15 protein-coding genes are annotated in these 17,148 nt (G+C 74.0%); 7 read left to right on the top strand and 8 right to left on the bottom strand.

Going from position 1 to position 17,148, the window contains the following annotated elements:
• The coding region (locus tag ACIQF6_RS35730; protein WP_157882129.1) for an acyl-CoA dehydrogenase family protein at nucleotides 1–82 on the top strand (82 nt) is incomplete at its 5' end.
• A 98-nt stretch (nucleotides 83–180) separates the two neighbouring features.
• Here ACIQF6_RS35730 and ACIQF6_RS35725 read toward each other — a convergent pair.
• Both ACIQF6_RS35725 and ACIQF6_RS35720 read right to left on the bottom strand, forming a co-directional pair.
• Complete coding sequence (locus tag ACIQF6_RS35725; RefSeq protein WP_400903027.1) at nucleotides 181–672, bottom strand: serine O-acetyltransferase; 492 nt, start codon at nucleotides 670–672, stop codon at nucleotides 181–183.
• Nucleotides 673–767: 95 nt separating this feature from the next.
• A complete protein-coding gene (locus tag ACIQF6_RS35720; RefSeq protein ID WP_400903025.1) occupies nucleotides 768–2,033 on the bottom strand; it encodes an LCP family protein in 1,266 nt (421 codons plus the stop codon).
• Nucleotides 2,034–2,387: 354 nt separating this feature from the next.
• On the opposite strand from ACIQF6_RS35720, the gene ssuE reads away from it, so the two are divergent.
• The 3 genes from ssuE (at nucleotide 2,388) to ACIQF6_RS35705 (ending at nucleotide 6,483) form a co-directional block, all read left to right on the top strand.
• On the top strand, nucleotides 2,388–2,942 hold the full coding sequence (ssuE, locus tag ACIQF6_RS35715) for an NADPH-dependent FMN reductase (protein ID WP_400903023.1): 555 nt from the start codon (nucleotides 2,388–2,390) through the stop codon (nucleotides 2,940–2,942).
• A 183-nt stretch (nucleotides 2,943–3,125) separates the two neighbouring features.
• Nucleotides 3,126–3,911 (top strand): ABC transporter ATP-binding protein, encoded by a 786-nt coding sequence (locus ACIQF6_RS35710; protein WP_400903020.1) that lies wholly within the window; start codon nucleotides 3,126–3,128, stop codon nucleotides 3,909–3,911.
• Between the two features lie 16 nt (nucleotides 3,912–3,927).
• On the top strand, nucleotides 3,928–6,483 hold the full coding sequence (locus ACIQF6_RS35705; protein WP_400903017.1) for an ABC transporter permease: 2,556 nt from the start codon (nucleotides 3,928–3,930) through the stop codon (nucleotides 6,481–6,483).
• A gap of 54 nt (nucleotides 6,484–6,537) precedes the next feature.
• On the opposite strand, the gene ACIQF6_RS35700 is transcribed toward ACIQF6_RS35705, so the two are convergent.
• Nucleotides 6,538–6,837: a hypothetical protein gene (locus ACIQF6_RS35700; protein ID WP_400903015.1), complete on the bottom strand. Its 300-nt coding sequence runs from the start codon at nucleotides 6,835–6,837 to the stop codon at nucleotides 6,538–6,540.
• Between the two features lie 141 nt (nucleotides 6,838–6,978).
• Here ACIQF6_RS35700 and ACIQF6_RS35695 point away from each other — a divergent pair, with 141 nt between their 5' ends.
• Nucleotides 6,979–8,916, top strand: coding sequence for a hypothetical protein (locus tag ACIQF6_RS35695; RefSeq protein ID WP_400903012.1), 1,938 nt, complete (start codon nucleotides 6,979–6,981; stop codon nucleotides 8,914–8,916).
• A 7-nt stretch (nucleotides 8,917–8,923) separates the two neighbouring features.
• Here ACIQF6_RS35695 and ACIQF6_RS35690 read toward each other — a convergent pair whose 3' ends face one another.
• On the bottom strand, nucleotides 8,924–10,402 hold the full coding sequence (locus ACIQF6_RS35690) for an LCP family protein (RefSeq protein ID WP_400903010.1): 1,479 nt from the start codon (nucleotides 10,400–10,402) through the stop codon (nucleotides 8,924–8,926).
• A 117-nt stretch (nucleotides 10,403–10,519) separates the two neighbouring features.
• Here ACIQF6_RS35690 and ACIQF6_RS35685 point away from each other — a divergent pair, with 117 nt between their 5' ends.
• Nucleotides 10,520–11,137 carry an acyltransferase gene (locus ACIQF6_RS35685; RefSeq protein ID WP_400903007.1) on the top strand — a complete coding sequence of 206 codons (618 nt, stop codon included), beginning with the start codon at nucleotides 10,520–10,522 and terminating at the stop codon, nucleotides 11,135–11,137.
• Between the two features lie 5 nt (nucleotides 11,138–11,142).
• Here ACIQF6_RS35685 and ACIQF6_RS35680 read toward each other — a convergent pair whose 3' ends face one another.
• Both ACIQF6_RS35680 and ACIQF6_RS35675 read right to left on the bottom strand, forming a co-directional pair.
• Entirely contained in the window at nucleotides 11,143–12,780 is a 1,638-nt protein-coding gene (locus ACIQF6_RS35680; RefSeq protein WP_400903004.1) for an LCP family protein, read from the bottom strand.
• A gap of 142 nt (nucleotides 12,781–12,922) precedes the next feature.
• Nucleotides 12,923–13,711: a TIGR03089 family protein gene (locus ACIQF6_RS35675; protein WP_400903001.1), complete on the bottom strand. Its 789-nt coding sequence runs from the start codon at nucleotides 13,709–13,711 to the stop codon at nucleotides 12,923–12,925.
• Nucleotides 13,712–13,737: 26 nt separating this feature from the next.
• Here ACIQF6_RS35675 and ACIQF6_RS35670 point away from each other — a divergent pair, with 26 nt between their 5' ends.
• A complete protein-coding gene (locus ACIQF6_RS35670; RefSeq protein ID WP_400902998.1) occupies nucleotides 13,738–14,745 on the top strand; it encodes a DNA-3-methyladenine glycosylase family protein in 1,008 nt (335 codons plus the stop codon).
• Between the two features lie 114 nt (nucleotides 14,746–14,859).
• On the opposite strand, the gene ACIQF6_RS35665 is transcribed toward ACIQF6_RS35670, so the two are convergent.
• The gene (locus tag ACIQF6_RS35665) at nucleotides 14,860–16,161 is read right to left on the bottom strand and encodes a coenzyme F420-0:L-glutamate ligase (protein ID WP_400902996.1); all 1,302 of its coding nucleotides are present in this window, start codon (nucleotides 16,159–16,161) and stop codon (nucleotides 14,860–14,862) included.
• Nucleotides 16,158–17,129, bottom strand: coding sequence for a 2-phospho-L-lactate transferase (gene cofD, locus ACIQF6_RS35660; protein ID WP_400902993.1), 972 nt, complete (start codon nucleotides 17,127–17,129; stop codon nucleotides 16,158–16,160). Before cofD ends, ACIQF6_RS35665 begins: the two co-directional genes overlap by 4 nt.
• Between the last annotated feature and the right edge of the window lie 19 nt (nucleotides 17,130–17,148).

The following is a 17,148-nucleotide window of genomic DNA, read 5'->3' as shown; positions in this document are numbered from 1 at the left end:
GATGCGGGACGCGAAGATCACCCAGATCTACGAGGGCACCAACCAGGTCCAGCGCATCGTCATGGCCCGCAACCTGCCCTAGCGGGCGGCCGGAGAACGCGAAGCCGAGGGGGCGGCGAGGCGGAAGGCGTCCGTCGGCGGGATCGCGACGCGGGGCAGGGACCTGCACGTGTGCGCGGCCTAGCCGGCGGGCGCCCCTTCCTCGCGCAGTTCCACGTGCCCCTGGCGGTGCACGCCCTGCCTGCGCACTCCCACCTGCTTGGCCGGGGCGCCGGCCCAGATCTCGTTGGGCCCCGTGGAGCGGGTGAGCACCGCGTTCGCCCCGATGACGGTGCCCGCGCCGACGGTGAGGACGCCCGTCTTGCAGACGATCTTCGCGCCGGCGCAGACCACCACGTCGTCCTCCAGGACGACCCGTCGCATGGCGGACTCCTCCTGCGGGACCCACGGGTCGGCGCGGCCGATGGTGACGCCGTTGTAGAGGGTGACGTTCGCGCCGAGGGTGGTGCAGGGGTGCAGGACGGTGCCGAAGCCGCGGTGGAAGACCAGCAGGCCGGGGCCGATCTCGGCGGCGGCGGGGACCTCCATCCCGTACAGGGCCAGGGCTTCCTGGACCAGGCGGCCGAACAGCCGGCTTCGCCGGCGGTAGATCAGGGAGGTCACCAGAGACATGGCGGACATTCTCCCGCCGGACGGACTGGCAGTCCGTCAGCGACGCGCGGGGCGGCGGGAGTTCGGGAACCACCGCCGACCGGCGGTGGCGGTGGTCACTGTGCGGGGACGGCGGTGTCGTTCTTCAGCGCGTCGAAGACGGCCTTGGACTTGGCCGGGTCCCACTTGACCGCGGATTCGCCGGTGGGGGTGCGGAAGTCCGGGTTGCCGATCGGGATGGTGATGGTCCTGCCGTCGCCGCCGGTGACGCCCTTCATGGCGAGGAACATCGAGCCGAGGTCGGTGAGACCGGCGTCGTTGTCGACGATCAGGGTGTCCAGGCCGGCCGAGGCGAGCGGGTAGAACGTGAACGGGTTGAGCAGCGTCGCGGGGGAGGCGGCCTGCTTGGCGAGAGCGCCGAGGAACTTCTGCTGGTTGCGCATCCGGCCGAGGTCCTGGTCGGCCATCTGGTGGCGCTGCCGGACAAAGGCGAGGGACTGCTTGCCGTTCAGGGTCTGGGTGCCGGCCTTCAGGTCGAGGCCGGAGTCCTTGTCCTTGATCGGCTGGTCGATGGTCATCTCGACGCCGCCGACGGCGTCGACCAGGCCGACGAACCCGGCGAAGCCGATCTCCGCGTAGTGGTCGATCCGCAGGCCGGTGCTGGTCTCGACGGTCTGCACCAGCAGCCGCCCGCCGCCGGCCGCGAACGCGGCGTTGATCTTGTGGGTGGCGGCGGGGACGGTCTTCCCGCTGCCGGCGGTGTCCTGGTGGGCGGGTATCTGCACCCAGGAGTCGCGCGGGACCGACATCAGGGTGTTCCCGTGGTCGCCGATGTGCAGGATCATCATCGAGTCGCTGCGCTTGCCCTCGGCGGCGCCGGTGTGGAGGTCGTCCTCCTGGGCGTCGGTCAGGCCCTCGCGGCTGTCGGAGCCGACGATCAGCCAGTTGGTGCCCTTGCCGGCCGCCGGGCGGCCGGGGTAGTCGGCGAGCACGTTGTCGTGCCGGAGCTTGCCGTCCGCCCAGAAATAGGTGCCGATCACGGTGGTGAGCAGCGCCAGGACCAGGCCGAGCGCCGAGTATCCGATGATCTTCTTGCGGGAGCGGCGCGGCCGGGCCGGCCGCCGGGAGTCGCCGGACGGGTTCGGCTCGGGTTCGAACGGCTGCTGCCCGTGGGGCGGGCCGCCGCCGTGGGGCGGCCGGCCGCCGCCCTGGTACGGCGGCCGGCCGTCGGGTCGTTGGGCGGGGCGGGACAGCGGGGCGCCCGCGCCGCGCGGATTCAGCGACGGAGGCAGCGGCGGTTCCGCGCCCGCCCCGCCCCGGCCGCGTGCCGCGTCGCCCTGCCCGTATGCGCCGCCCCCCGGGCGCTCCTGCCACGTGTTCATGAGGGGAAGGATGCCTGAACCGCGGGCCGTGTGGTGATCGTCCGGGGCGGTCGGGGCCCCTTGTGGCCGTTTTGATGCAGGGCGCGGACCGTCCGGTGCGGTGTTCACCAGGCGGGCACGCCCTTGACCCGGTAAAACGGCGCGTGTTTGCATGGCTGCATGGAGCAGCGGAAGGTCCTCACCCGTCGGCGGCACGTCGACCACGGTCGGGTGTCCTGCTCGCTGTGTCGCGGCTGAAGCTCCGCCGCGCACTCACCCTCACCGCGAGCCCGCACCCGCACCCGCGCCCTCGCGTTCCCGTTTCTCCCGTCTCCGGCCGCGCCTGCCCGCGGCCGTACGTTCCGAGGTGACTCCATGGCCGTGATCCTGTCCGTCTCCGGTTCCCCGTCCGCGACCTCCCGCACCACCCGGCTGCTGCGCCACGTCGACCGCCGGCTGGTCTCGCACGGCCACCGGGTGGCCGCGCTGGACGTCCGCACGCTGCCCGCCGAGGCACTGCTGGCCGCCGACACCACCGACCCGGCGATAGCCCGCGCCGTCGAACTGTTCGCGCAGGCCGACGGGGTGGTGATCGGCACGCCGGTGTACAAGGCCGCCTACTCGGGCCTGCTGAAGGCGCTGCTCGACCTGCTGCCGCAGTACGGGCTGCGCGGCAAGACGGTGCTGCCGCTGGCCACCGGCGGCTCCACCGCGCACGTGCTGGCGGTGGACTACGCGCTGCGGCCGGTGCTGACCTCGATGGGCGCCGCGCACGTCACCCAGGGCTGGTTCGTGCTGGACCGGCACATCGGCGTGCGCGACGACGGCGGCACCGAGCTGGAGCGGGAGACCGAGGTGCTGCTGACCCCGGTGGTGGACGCGTTCTCCGCCGCGCTCCGGTCGCGGGTCGAGCTCGCCGTCGCCGGCTGACCGTTCGTCAACCTCCGGACCCCGGACCCTTACCCCGCAGGTCACCGACCCCTAGGGGAGAGGGCCCGGGTCCCGGAGCGATCCCCGGTGGCGGCGTTCGTCCCGGTGGAGGACGAAAGGACGCGGCGCAGCCGGGAGGCTTGAGGACATCGGGCGGACCCCACCCACCTCAAGGAGCCAGCAGTGACCACGGCAGCCAGCGCCGCGCACCTCACACCCGTGTCCGAGCAGAACGACGTCGCCGCCCGGGCCCGGCGGGTGACCAAGGCGTACGGGACGGGCGAGACCAGGGTGACGGCGCTGAACGCGGTCGACGTGGACATCGAGCGCGGCCGGTTCACCGCGATCATGGGCCCGTCGGGGTCCGGCAAGTCGACCCTGATGCACTGCCTGGCCGGCCTGGACAGCGTCTCCGAGGGGCGGATCTGGATCGGCGACACCGAGGTCACCGGCCTGAAGGACAAGCACCTGACCCGGCTGCGCCGCGACAAGATCGGCTTCGTCTTCCAGGCGTTCAACCTGCTGCCGACGCTGAACGCGCTGGAGAACATCACGCTGCCGATGGACATCGCGGGCCGCAAGCCGGACCGGGCGTGGCTGGACCAGGTGATCGAGACCGTCGGCCTGTCCGGCCGCCTCAAGCACCGCCCCGGCCAGCTCTCCGGCGGCCAGCAGCAGCGCGTCGCGGTGGCCCGGGCGCTGGCCGCCCGGCCGGAGATCATCTTCGGTGACGAGCCGACCGGCAACCTGGACTCCCGCTCCGGCGCGGAGGTGCTCGGCTTCCTGCGCCGCTCGGTCGACGAACTCGGCCAGACCATCGTCATGGTGACCCACGACCCGGTGGCCGCCGGGCACGCGGACCGGGTGCTGTTCCTCGCCGACGGCGTGATCGTCGACGAGATGCACAACCCGACCGCCGACTCCGTCCTGTCCCGCATGCGCCGTTTCGACGGCAAGCGCACCAGCTGAGACGGGATCAGGAACGATGCTGCTCAAGACCTCGCTGCGGAGCTTCTTCGCGCACAAGTGGCGCCTGGTGCTCTCCCTGCTGGCCGTGGTGCTCTCGGTCGCCTTCGTGGCCGGCACCCTGGTCTTCTACAACACCGCCACCAGCACCTTCGACCGGCTGTTCGCCGCCACCGCCTCCGACCTGTCGGTGCGCAAGGCACAGGACGAGCTGACCGCCGACACCCCCGGCCCGGCTCCGACCGTCCCGGTCGACGTGCAGCGCAAGCTGGCCGCCGAGCCGGGCGTCAAGGCCGCCGTCGGCAGCGTCTTCACCTCCGACGCCACCCTGGTCGACCCGGCCACCAACAAGCTGGTCGGCCCGACCACCGGCGCCCCCACCCTGACCGGCAACTGGACCGACTCGCCGCGCAAGTCGGTGGACATCACCTCCGGCCACCAGCCGCAGGGCGCCGACCAGTTGATGCTGGACGCCGATACCGCCAAGAAGTCCGGCCTCGGCCTGGGCAGCAGGCTCCGGGTGATCACCGCGAGCGGCAACCACGACTTCACGATCTCCGGCATCGTCACCTTCCGGACCACCAACCCCGGTGCGGCGCTGGCCTTCCTGGACACCCCGACCGCCCAGCAGGTGCTGCTCGGCACCGAGGCCTACACCTCCGTCGAACTGTTCGGCGACGGCAGCCGCAGCAACGACGAGCTGAAGACCGCCGCGCTGGCCGACCTCGGCAGCGGCTTCGACGCGAAGACCGCCGCCGAGCAGCAGAAGGAGAACTCCGACCAGATCGGCGGGTTCCTGAAGTTCATGAAGTGGGCGATGCTCGGCTTCGCCTTCCTGTCGGCCGCCGTCGGCATCTTCCTGATCGTCAACACCTTCTCCATGCTGGTCGCCCAGCGCACCCGGGAGATCGGCCTGCTGCGCGCCATCGGCGGCAGCCGGTCGCAGGTCAACCGCTCGGTGCTGACGGAGGGCCTGATTCTCGGCGTGATCGGCTCCACGATCGGCATCGGCGCCGGCCTCGGCCTCGCCGTCGGCCTGATCCAGCTGATGCACGCGACCGGGATGAACCTGGACTCGTCCTCGCTCCAGGTCACCTGGACCGTCCCCGTGGCCGGCTACGCCGTCGGCCTGCCGGTCACCCTGCTCGCCGCGTTCTTCCCGGCCCGCCGCGCCGCCCGGATCACCCCGATGGCGGCGCTGCTCGACCACGCCGCCCCGGCGGAACCCCGCGCCAACCGGATCCGGGCCGCGATCGGCCTGCTGATCACCGGCGCCGGCGTCGCCGCGCTGGTGGCCGCCTCCGGCAGCACGGGCTCCACCGGCGGCGGGCTGCTCGGCCTCGGTCTGCTCGCCACCCTGGTGGGCGCGGTGGTGCTCGGCCCGCTGCTGGTCTCCGTCCTGGTCCGGCTGCTCGGCGGCCTGCTGCCCGCGCTGTTCGGCCCGGCCGGCCGGCTCGCCCAGCGCAACGTGGTCCGCAACCCGCGGCGCACCGGCTCCACCGCCGCCGCGCTGATGATCGGCCTGGCCGTGGTGATCGGCGCCTCGGTGGTCACCTCCTCGATGGTCGGCTCGATGACCTCGCAGATCGACAAGTCGGTCGGCGCCGACTACGTGGTGGAGGGACACATGGGCGGCCTCAACCCCGCCATGGTCGACGCCGTCCGACAGACCAAGGGCCTCGACCACGTGACCGCGCAGCTGCGCGTCCCGGGCGAACTCGTCCTCCCGAACGGCGCCACCGTCCGGGGCCGGCTGATCGCCGCCGACGCCGACTTCACCCGCGACTTCCGGCTCCCGGTCGCCTCCGGCAACGCCGACGCGGTGTTCGACGGCGGCATCTCGGTCGGCCAGGACTTCGCCGACGAGCAGCACCTCAAGGTCGGCGACCCGATCGTCGCCAACTACGGCGAGGGCCGCACCCAGACCCTCCGGGTGGCCGCCGTGCTCAAGACCGGCAACCAGCTGTTCGACCACCGCTTCTTCACCGGGACGCAGACCGTCGCCAAGGCGATGGGTGACCGACTCCCCGCCCCCGAGGTGCTGTTCGGCACCGCCGCGGCCGGCGCGGACAAGGCCGCGGTCCTCGCCGACCTGCAGAAGTCGCTGGCCGACTACCCGCAGCTGATGGTCAAGGACCAGGCCGGCTACAAGGACATGGTCAAGTCCCAGTTCGACCAGCTGCTCGCGATGGTCTACGGCCTGCTCGGCCTGACGATCGTGGTCGCCGTCCTCGGCGTGGTCAACACGCTGGCGCTGTCCGTGGTCGAACGCACCCGGGAGATCGGCCTGTTGCGCGCCATCGGCCTGTCCCGCCGTCAGCTGCGGCGCACCGTCCGCCTGGAGTCCGTGGTGATCGCCCTGTTCGGCGCCGTCCTCGGCACCGCGCTCGGCCTCGGCTGGGGCGTCACCGCCCGCGCCGTCCTCGCCGACCAGGGCCTGACGGTGCTGACCGTCCCCACCGGAACCGTCCTCACCGTGCTGATCGGCTCGATCCTGGTCGGCCTGGTCGCCGCCCTCGTCCCGGCCTTCCGGGCCGCGCGGATGAACGTCCTGGCCGCCATCGCCACCGACTGACGGACGAACGAACCGGCAGAGCCCGCCCGGAACCTCCGGGCGGGCCCTGCCCGTTCAGCCCGCCGTCACCGTGAACCGGCTGCTGTTGCGCACCCCGAGCCGCGCCGAGACCGGCGCCTGCGCCCCGTCCGCCACCGTCAGCTCGCACGCTCCCGCACCCAGCCGGACGGCCCGCTGCCCCCGGTACCGGAACCACACCGACACCGTGTGCCGCCCCGCCGCCACCGGCACCCGGTTGACGCCCCAACGGACCCGCGACTGCACCCCGTCCACGTCCACCACCGGCACCGTCGCCATCCGGTGGAACCAGGCCGTGAACCAGTGCGGACGCACCTCGACCACCAGTACCGCCATCGCGGACACCCCCTCCCGATTCGCTCCCCTTCTCACGCTAACCGGCCGACCGGTCGTCAAATCCCGTTTGCGCAAGGAGAGCCAAGGGTTCCGCCACGGCCGGTTCGTCGGCCCCGGAAGGCGCCTGCCACAATCGCGCGCATGTCGGAATACCCCGTGCCGCCGCTGCCCGCCGCGCCCGCGCTGACGCTGGCCGCCGTCGACCAGTGGCGGGCCGCCCTCGTGTGGCCCCGGCTGCGGAGCCGGTGGCTGGCGCTGCTGCCGGCGCTGACGGTGGTGCTGGCGACCGCGGTCGACGACAGCCCGGACCGCTGCGACGCCCTGCGGCTCTGCACCGTGCCGTACGCCGAGAGCGCCGCGCCCGCCCTGCTGGTGACGGAACTGCTGGTGCTGCTGCTGTGCAGCCGCACCAGCTTCGCGGTGCCCGCCGTGACCGGCCTGCTGCTGCTGTTCCTGCCGGACGCGCTGCCCGGCTCCTGGCTGCCGCTCGTCGCCTGTGCCGCGCACCTCGCGGGGGCCGCCGCGCTGTACCGGGTGGAGGCGGGCCTGCGCCGCGCCCGGGCCCAACTCACCGCGCTGGTGGGCCCGGGCGTGCCCTACCCGTGGGTGCTGCGCGGCGGCGAATGCCCGATCGCACCGCCCTCCGCGCCCTGGGTGCGGCGGATCCTCGCCGGCCTGCTCGGGGCGCTCGCGGTCGCGCTGCTGGTGGCCGGCGTGACGCAGAACGAGGACGGGATCGACCGGGCCGCCCGTGCCGACCGGGTGTGGGCCACCGTGCGCACCGTCCACGACAGCGGCGGCGCCACCGTCGAGTACCGGATGCCGCACGACTTCGAGACCCGCACCGCCGAGGTCGGCGGTGGGCACAAGGTCGGCGAGCAGGTCCCGCTGCTGGTGGACGGCACCGGCTGGTCCCGGGCCGCCGGCGAGTGGCAGGACCCCGGCGGGTGGTGGCCCGGCGTCGGCGCGGCCGGCACCGTCGCCGTCCTGCTGGCGCTCTCCGCACACCGGACCACCCGCGCGCGCCGCCCGTACACCGACGGCGCGCGCGCCGTGCGGATCCGGGGCCGGCGGACGGGGTCCGGCCGCCTGGAGGTGCTGCCGGTGGACGGCGGCGACCACGAGGCCGGACTGTGGCGGCTGTCCATCTTCCACGCCGAAGCCGCCCACTACGCGCTCGCAGAGGCCGACGGCCGAGCCGCCTGGATACCCGGCCCCGCCGGCGAGGACGAGGACGACGACGAGACCGGCGACGACGAGGACGAGTACGAGGACGACGACGAGTACGAGGACGACGAGGACGGGCGTCGGCCGGCGGGTCCCGTCGATGCGCTCCTCTATCTCTCGGACACCGGCCGCCCGCTCGTGGTGCTCCGCTCCCCGGACGCGCCGTACTGGTGGGCGGCCGGGGTCGCCGTCGACCCGGCGGCCCCGCCCAAGCCGCGCCGCGACGGCGGCCGGCGGAAGAACCCCGCGGTGCTGGTGCAGGCCCAGGCGGCCGGTTACCTGGAGGAGGACCTCGCCGCACACCCCGACGGCGGTCCGGAGCCGGCCCGGGTCTTCGGCCTGCCCGCCGCACTGCGCCTCGGGGCGGCCCCGGTCGCCGCCCTGCTGATCGGTGTCCTGATGAACTACCTCGCCGCGGAGGGCGGCGTGGTCGACGGCCTGCTCCGCCCGCTGTTCCTGGGCACCGGGATCCTGGCCTTCGCCGTCTCCAGGTGCTCCTGGCAGCTCGGGGTGGACCGCGACGGCCTCGTCCACAGCGGCGTCCTGGGCACCCGCCGGGTGGGCTGGCAGCAGGTGCGGGAGGCGGCGGTGATCGGGGACGACTTCATGGTGAAGGGCGGCATGCGGGAACTCACCATTCCGAGCAGGCCGGCCCGCGGCCTGCACCGGTTCTTCGGCGACGCGTCCGACCCGGTGCAGGCCGCCCGCACCGTCACCGTGCTCGCCCGGCGCCCGGAGCGCCGGCCGCTGACGGCGCTGCCCGAAGGCGCGGTCGGCTCGGCGCTGCCGCTGAACCGCATCGTGCTCGCCGGGTACCCGGTGTGGGCGGTGGCCCAGTACGTGCTGCGCTGAGCGGACGTCAGGCCGGGCAGCTGATCTCGCTGCCGCTCTCCGCCCCCGCCACCGCGCCCGCCGCCGGGCTCGCGGGCCCGGGCGCGGCGGGGGAGGGTGCGGCGGGGGAGGGCGCCGCCCGGTAGTCGCTGCCGGCCACCACCTGGAGGGTCGCGCCCAGGTTCGGGACCTTGACCAGTTCGGCGTCCGGCAGGGCGGCGGCCAGCGTCTTCACCGACTCGTCCCAGCGCGGGTCGTAGCGGATCACCGTGCGGGCGGCGGCCGGGCCGTTGCCGGGCGCGTTGGACGGGGTGCCGGTGGTGGCGAACCCGGCCTTGCGCAGGTCCTCGTCCACCCGGGTGCCCAGGCCCTGCACGCCCGCGCCGTTCAGCACCTGGACCCGTACCTGGTCCGGGGGAACCGTTCCGGCAGCGGGCGCCGCACTCGACGCGGACGGCGACGGGGCGCCGGTCAGCGGCCGCCCGTCCCGGACGGCGTCGAACAGCGCCTTCGCGCCCTTCTCGTCCCACAGCACGGTCGAGCCCCAGCCCGGCACCGGGTGGTCCACCGAGGACAGCGGCACCGTCACGAAGTCCGCGTTCGACGCCGACAGGTCCTTCAACTGGGACGCGAAGTCCAGCAGTTCGGCGTTGCCGAGGCCCTTGTCCACCTTCACCGACTTCAGCACGGTGTCCAGCACCCCGGTCAGCTTCGCCGGATTGAGCAGGGTGCCGCCGGAGGACGCCTGGTGCAGCAGCTGCGCCAGGAACTTCTGCTGACGGTGCATCCGCCCCAGGTCCGAGGAGCCGTCCACGTGCCGGGCCCGGACGTAGCGCAGCGCCCCCGCGCCGTCCAGCTTCGTGGTGCCGGCCGGCAGGTCGAGGCCCGAATAGTCGTCCTTCAACGGCTTGGGCGTGCACACCTCGACACCGCCGAGGGCGTCCACGGTGGAGACGAAGCCGAGGAAGTTCACCTCGATGTAGTGGTCGATCCGCAGCCCGGTGGCCTGCTCCACGGTCCGCACCGCCAGCGGCGCCCCGCCCATCCCGTACGCGGCGTTGATCTTGCCCTTGGAGGCGGCCACCTGCTTGCCGGAGAGCCGGTCCTGGTGCGCGGGGATGTCCACGTACGAGTCGCGCGGCACCGAGACCACGGTGGCCCGGCCGCGGTCCGACAGCTGGACGACCATCATGGTGTCGGTGCAGTGGCAGGACTCGCCGCCCGCGTGCAGGACGTCCTTCAGGGTGCTCTCCGGGATGCCCTCCCGCTCGTCGGTGCCGACCACCAGGAAGGTCGAAGCCCCGTCGTCCGCCGGCCGGTCCGGGCCGCCGCCGATCGCGTCCACCCGTCCCAGCGAGGAGCCGACGCCGTTCAGCACCGCCCAGCCGCCGCACGAGGTGGCCAGCACCGAGAAGGAGAGCGCGCTCGACACCCAGAGTCCCCAGCGCCTGCGGAGCGGCCGTCGCACGGATCTGGGCAGGCGTTCGGGCGGACGGTGAGCAGGCATTCTCCGGATGCTAGGCGCTGCGACCCGCCCGGCCCGGGCGGCGCGCCGGACGGGGACCGGCCCGGGCGGTCCCCGGAAGCCCGGACGGGGGCCGCCCGCCCGCGCTAGGGTCGCGCCATGACCACCAGCGCCCCCAGGATCGAGTCCACCGCCGACGTCGACCCGCGGGCGGCCGTCGGCCCCGGCAGCACCGTCTGGCACCTCGCCCAGGTCCGCGAGCACGCTGAGATCGGCGCCGAGTGCATCATCGGTCGCGGCGCCTACGTCGGCCCGGGCGTGAAGCTCGGCGACCGGGTCAAACTCCAGAACCACGCCCTGGTGTACGAGCCCGCGGTGCTGGAGGACGGCGTCTTCGTCGGCCCGGCCGCCGTCCTCACCAACGACATGTACCCGCGCTCCGTCGACCCGGACGGCCGGCTCAAGCGCGGCGACGACTGGCACGCCCGCGGCGTCACGCTCCGGCAGGGCTGCTCGGTCGGCGGCCGGGCCGTGCTGGTGGCCGGCGTCACCGTCGGCCGGTGGGCACTGGTCGCGGCCGGCGCGGTGGTGCACCGGGACGTCCCCGACTTCGCGCTGGTGGCCGGGGTGCCCGCCCGCCGGATCAAATGGGTCGGGCGGGCCGGCGAACCGCTGGAGAGCGCCGGCGAAGGCCGCTGGCGCTGCCCGCGCACCGGCGAGCAGTACACCGAGACGGCCCCCGACACCCTCGTCCCGGACGCCGAACTCCCGGACTGAGCCCGCTACTTGAACTTCGACGCGCACACGGTGGTGTCGTCCGCGCGGACCCGCTGGAGATCCTTCGGGGCCCCGGTCGCCGCCGACGCCGACGGCGTGGCCGCCCTGGCGTAGTCCGCGCCCAGCACCACCGTCACCCCCGACCGGCCACTGACCCGCAGCGCCGTCGCGGGCAGGCCGAGCGCCGCGGCCACCGCCTGCGCCCGGTCCTCCTGGCCCGCCGGGTAGAACACCGAACCGGCCTGGCGGGCCACGGCGTTGCCGCCGGTGAAGGCCAGCGCGAAACCCCTCGCCCGCAGCGCCGAGACCGCCCGCCCGGCCTGCCCGGGCGTCCCGGTGCCGTTGCGGACCGTCACCGCCACCGAACCGGCGTCCGGGTACGGCCGGGCGCTGCCGGAGGCGGCGGGCGACGCGGTGGCGGACGCGCTGGGCGAGGGCTGCGGCGACGGCGGCGCGACCTCGGTCAGCGAACGGTCCGCGGCGATCATCGCGAACAGCCGCTGCGCGTCGCCGGGTTTGAGGATCAGCCGGTTGTTGTCTGCCGGGTCGTCCAGCACCGGCACCGTGGTGAAGGTGATGTTCCCGGTGTTCACCCGGGAGATGTCGAGCACCAGGTCCTTCAGCCGGTTGACGTCGTCGAGGGCGCTGTCCACGGTCAGCGCCCTGGTGGCGGCGTCCGCCAGGTTCCACAGCTTGGTCGGGCTGGTCAGGGTGTCGCTGCTCTTCATCTTGCGGATCATCGAGCTGATGAACTGCTGCTGGAGCGGAATGCGCGTCAGATCGCCGCCCAGGCCCACCGCATGGCGGGTCCGGACGAACGCCAGCGCCTCCTCGCCCTGCACCACGTGCCGCCCGGCGGACATCCGCAGGTGCGAGTACGGGTCGTCGATGGCGGTGGCCGCGCACACCTCGACACCGCCGACCGCGGTGGAGAGTGACTTCACCGCCTCGAAGTTGACCATCATGAAGTGGTTGATCCGGACGCCGGTCAGCTTCTCCACGGTCTTCCAGGTGCAGCCCGGGTCCCGCCCCTCCTGCCCCAGGCTGGTGTTGAACATCGCCCGCGCCGCGCCGGGGATCCGTCGGTCGCCGGTCCGGCACTCCGGGACGGTCACCATCAGGTCGCGCGGGATCGACAGCACCGTGGCGTTGCTGCGGTCCTTGGAGACGTGGAACAGCAGCGTGGTGTCCGCGTGCCCGGCCGACCCCTCGTCGCCGTACTCCCGGCCCAGGCCGGCCCGGCTGTCGGTGCCGATCACCAGCAGGTTCAGCGCGTCGTTGCTCGCCTGCGGGCGCTCCGACTCGTCGCCGACCTGGACCCGCACCGAGGAGATGTTCCGATCGAAGTGCCGGTACACGTAGAACGCGCCGCCGCAGCCCGCCGCCAGCACCAGGCCCAGCGCGCCCGCCGTCCAGGCCAGCAGCCGCCGGCCGCGCACCACCCGGCTGCGCCGCCGCGCCGACCGTCCGCCCGGCGCCGCACTGGCCCCCGCCCGCACGGACGGCCGCGCCCGCGGCGCCCCGGACCGGCGGGCCGCGCCCGGGTCGAGCCGGAACTCGCCGGTCTCCGGGTCGAGCACCCACTGGTCGGCGGGGTCGACGTCCGGCTGCCCCGAGTGGTCCGAGCGGTGTCCGCTGTTCATCCGCGTCACCCTAGACGAGCCCGATCGGCGAACCGCCCCGTTCGGGGCCGCCGTCACCCGGCGGAGCGGCGGGAAACGGCGACGGCGCGCCCCGCCCCGGCCGGTCGGCCGGGCGATGCGCGCCGTCGTGGGCGTCCTCGGCTCAGCCGAGACGCAACGTCACTCGTTCGGATTCGATCCGCTGCTGCCACTGACTGTCCGTCAACTTCTCGGAGTTCCGGCACAGGACGACCGACGCCCCGGCCGCCAGCGGCGCCAGCAGGCCCGCCTCCAGCCCCGCCCAGTCGTCGAACGACAGCGTCGACAGGACACGGCTGCCGCTGTCCAGACCCAGCCGGGCCGCGCCCTCCCGGGCCAGCGCCACCGCCTGCTCGCCCGTCAGCTTCAACGCCAGCCCGTCCACCGCCGTCTCCAGCGCCACCGCCTGCGGATCCACCGGCGAGTACGGGGCGAACCGGTCGCCCTGGCCGGGCACCTCCGCCGCGTAGTCCAGGAACCCGTCCGGTCGCTGCGGGAACCGGCCGCCCAGCGGACGCAGCGCCAGCGCCACCCGCTCGCCGGGGCACTCCTGCGCCGCGGCCAGACCGTCCGGACCCGACACCACCAGGTCCGCGTCCTTCGGCTCACCGGCCGGCGCCGCGACCACGCCCACCGACCAGCACGCCAGCAGCCACACCGCACTCTGCCAGTGCGCGGGCAGCAGCAGCGCCGCCCGGTCGTCCGGTGAGGCGTTCAGCTCGTCCTGCAACAGGTTGGCCGTCTTCGCCACCCAGTTGTCGAAGGTCTTGGCCGACAACTCCACCCGTTCCCCGGTCGAGTCGTCGTAGAAGGTCACCAGAGGGCGGGACGGATCGGCACCGGCCCCGGCGCGCAGGTAGGCCTGCAGCAGCTCGGCGGGGGTGCGGGCGTCGGCAGCGAAAGGCGCAGTCATGGTGCGCCCCAGCCTACGTCCTGCGGATGGCCGGACGGGAGGGTGTCCGCCCGTCCACCGCCCGCGCCGCGTTACCCTCGCAGACGCCCCCCGCCACCCGCACACCCGAGGAAGCCCCGATGCCCGACCGGACCCGACAGTGGCGGCCCGGGTACCCCCTCGACCTCGGCCGCACCCTCTACCCGCTGCAACGCGGCACCGGCGACCCCGCCTTCCGCCGCGACCCCGACGGCACCGTCTGGCGCGCCTCCCGCACCCCCGACGGCCCCGGCACCCTGTGCATCCGGCCCGACCACGACGAGATCGCCGCCACCGCGTGGGGCCCCGGCGCGGACTGGCTGCTCCAACAGCTCCCCGCCCTGCTCGGCGCGGACGACGACCCGGCCGGCCTGGTCCTCCCGCCCGGCCCGCTCCGCGACGCCCAACGCGCCTGCCCCGGACTCCGGTTGACCCGCACCGGCCTGATCATGGAATCCCTGGTCCCCGCCGTCCTGGAACAGAAAGTCACCACCGGCGAGGCCTACCGCGCGTGGCGCACCCTGCTCCGCGACCACGGCGCCCCGGCCCCCGGCCCCGCCGCCGACCTCGGCATGCGGGTCGCCCCGTCCGCCCGCGACTGGTCCCTGATCCCCAGCTGGGCCTGGCACCGCGCCGGCGTCGACCCCAAACGCTCCGCCACCGTCCAACGCGCCGTCCGCCTCGCCGCGAAGCTCGAAGCCGCCGCCACGATGTCCTCCGCGGACGCCTTCGCGCGCCTCACCGCCGTCCCCGGGATCGGCGTCTGGACCGCCGCGGAGACCCTGCAACGTAGCAACGGCGACGCGGACGCCGTCTCGGTCGGCGACTTCCACCTCCCGAACATCGTCGGCTGGGCCCTGGCCGGCCGCCCCCGCAGCGACGACACCCAGATGCTCGGCCTGCTGGAGCCCTACCGCCCCCACCGCCACCGCCTCTGCCGCATCCTCCCCCTCACGGGCGCCCGCCCCCCGAAGTACGGCCCACGCCTGACCCCGGCCGATCACCGGGAGAGGTAGAGGGCGCGAAACCAGGAGGGTCACCACCAGGGGCCCGGGGAACGGCGGGGCCGAGTCTGCGAGCGATCAACGGGGCGCTTGGCGTTCCGCCGTTTCGGGTTCCTGTCCTGAGGCTTACCGTGTCGTCAAAAAGTCATCCGCAGGCCGTGGTTGACGCGACTTCGGCGCCTCCGCAGGCCGCCCCACGGCGATCGCGCCCATCGGGTCCCAGTCCGCGGGGAGGTCGAGGGCGTCGCGGACGGTGTCCCGGCAGAACATGGTCGACGACACCCAGGCGGAGCCGTACCCCTCGCCGGTGAGGGTGACCAGCAGGTTCTGGACGGCGGCCCCGATCGCGACGGTGAACATCTCCCGCTCCGCGCCGGCGCGCCTCGCGTCCGGGTAGTCGTGCGAGCCGTCCATCACCAGGCAGGGGATCACCAAGTACGGCGCGTCGCGCAGCACTTCGCCCCGGGCCGTCCGCCGCGCGATGCGCTCCTCGGACCAGCCGTCGAGTTCCCGCAGGTCGCGCTGCCAGGCGCCGAGCATGGCGTCCAGCAGCCGGGTCCGGCTCTCCGGGGTTTCGAGCAGGACGAACCGCCACGGAGTGGTGTGGTGCGGGGCGGGCGCGGTGACGGCGGCGGCCACCGCGCGGCGGATCGCGCCGCCGTCGACGGGTTCGTTGGTGAAGCTGCGGACGGTCCGCCGCATGGTGACGGCCTCCCGGACGGCTTCCGAGGTGCCGAGCCGGAACATGTCGTCCCGGGCGGGGCGGATGAGCGGCCGGATGCCGTCCCCGTCCTCCGCGGTGACGAGGTGCGGCAGGCCGCGCACGATCGCGACGGGCGTGCCGGTGGCCTTGCCCTTCACCAGGTCGGCGGCGGCGGCGAGTTCGTCGACGGTGGCGGTGACCGTCAGGTGCAGCTCGTTGCCGTGGCTGTCGGTCCGGCCGCGGTGGTCCTCCACCGCGGGGAGTCCGGCGGCGCCGATGGCGACGTCGGTGAGGCCGGCCCGCCAGGGCCGCCCGAAGGTGTCGGTGACGACCACGGCGAGCCGCCGGCCGGTCGACTGCTGGAGCCGGGCGCGCAGTCGGCGCGCCGAATCGTCCGGGTCGAGGGGCAGCAGCAGGATGGTGCCGGGGGCGGTGTTGGACGCGTCGACGCCCGCGGCGGCCATCACCAGGCCGTTGCGGTTCTCGACGATCCGGACCGGGCCGCGCCGGGCGACCACCCGGACGGTCTCGGCGTCTATCGCGGCCTCGCGGTCGTCCGCGTGCAGCAGCCGCCCCTCGGCCTTGGAGACCACCTTGGAGGTGACCACCAGGATGTCGCCGTCCTCGAACTCGCCGGCCTTGGCGATCAGTTCGGCGAGGTCGTCGCCCGGGAGGATCTCCGGCAGCCCGGTGACGGGCAGCAGCTGCAGTCCTTCGGTGGTCACTTGGTGACCTCCGCGGCCAACGCCAGGGCGGCGCGGGCCATCTCGGCGGTGGTGTCGACGTCGGTCATCAGCAGCGGCACGGCCCGGCAGGCGATCCCGGCGGCCTCCACCTCGGCGACGGCCGCGGCGTCCGAGGTGTGCACCAGCCAGCCGTCCAGCAGCCCGCCGTCGCGCCGCGCACCGTAGTGCTTGGCGACGGCGGCGGCGGAGGTCTCGACGCCGACCGCGGCCAGCACCTTGTCGGCCATGCCGCGCACGGGCGCGCCGCCGACGATGGGGGACAGGCCCACGACGGGGGCGCTCGCACCCGCCACGGCCTCGCGGATGCCGGGGACGGCGAGGACGGTGCCGATCGACACCACCGGGTTCGACGGCGGCAGCAGCACCAGGTCGGCCTCGGCGATGGCCTCCAGCACGCCGGGCGCGGGCTTCGCGGTGTCCGCGCCGACCGGAACGATCGCCTCGGCGTCCACGGCGGCGTGCAGCCGCACCCAGTACTCCTGGAAGTGCACCACCCGGGTGCCGTCCGCGTCGGTGATCCGGACGTGCGTCTCCACCCGGTCGTCGCTCATCGGCAGCAGCCGTACGCCCGGCTTCCAGCGGGTGCACAGCGCCTCGGTGACGGCGGACAGCGGGTAGCCGGCGTCGATCATCTGGGTGCGGACCAGGTGGGTGGCGAAGTCCCGGTCGCCGAGCCCGAACCAGTCGGGGCCGACGCCGTAGGCCTTCATCTCCTCCTTGATGGACCAGGTCTCGTCCCGGCGGCCCCAGCCCTGCTCCTCGTTGATGCCGTCGCCGAGGGTGTACATCACGGTGTCCAGGTCCGGGCAGACCTTCAGTCCGTACAGGTGGATGTCGTCGCCGGTGTTCCCGATCACGGTGATCTCGTCCGCCGGCGTCACGGCCGCCCGCAGTCCACGCAGGAACCTGGCCCCGCCGATCCCACCCGCCAGTGCAGTGATTCGCATGGCTTCATCCTGCCAGCGC

Source organism: Kitasatospora sp. NPDC092948, from assembly GCF_044754805.1.
Taxonomy (GTDB): domain Bacteria; phylum Actinomycetota; class Actinomycetes; order Streptomycetales; family Streptomycetaceae; genus Kitasatospora.
This window is presented reverse-complemented; position numbering and strand designations above follow the sequence as displayed.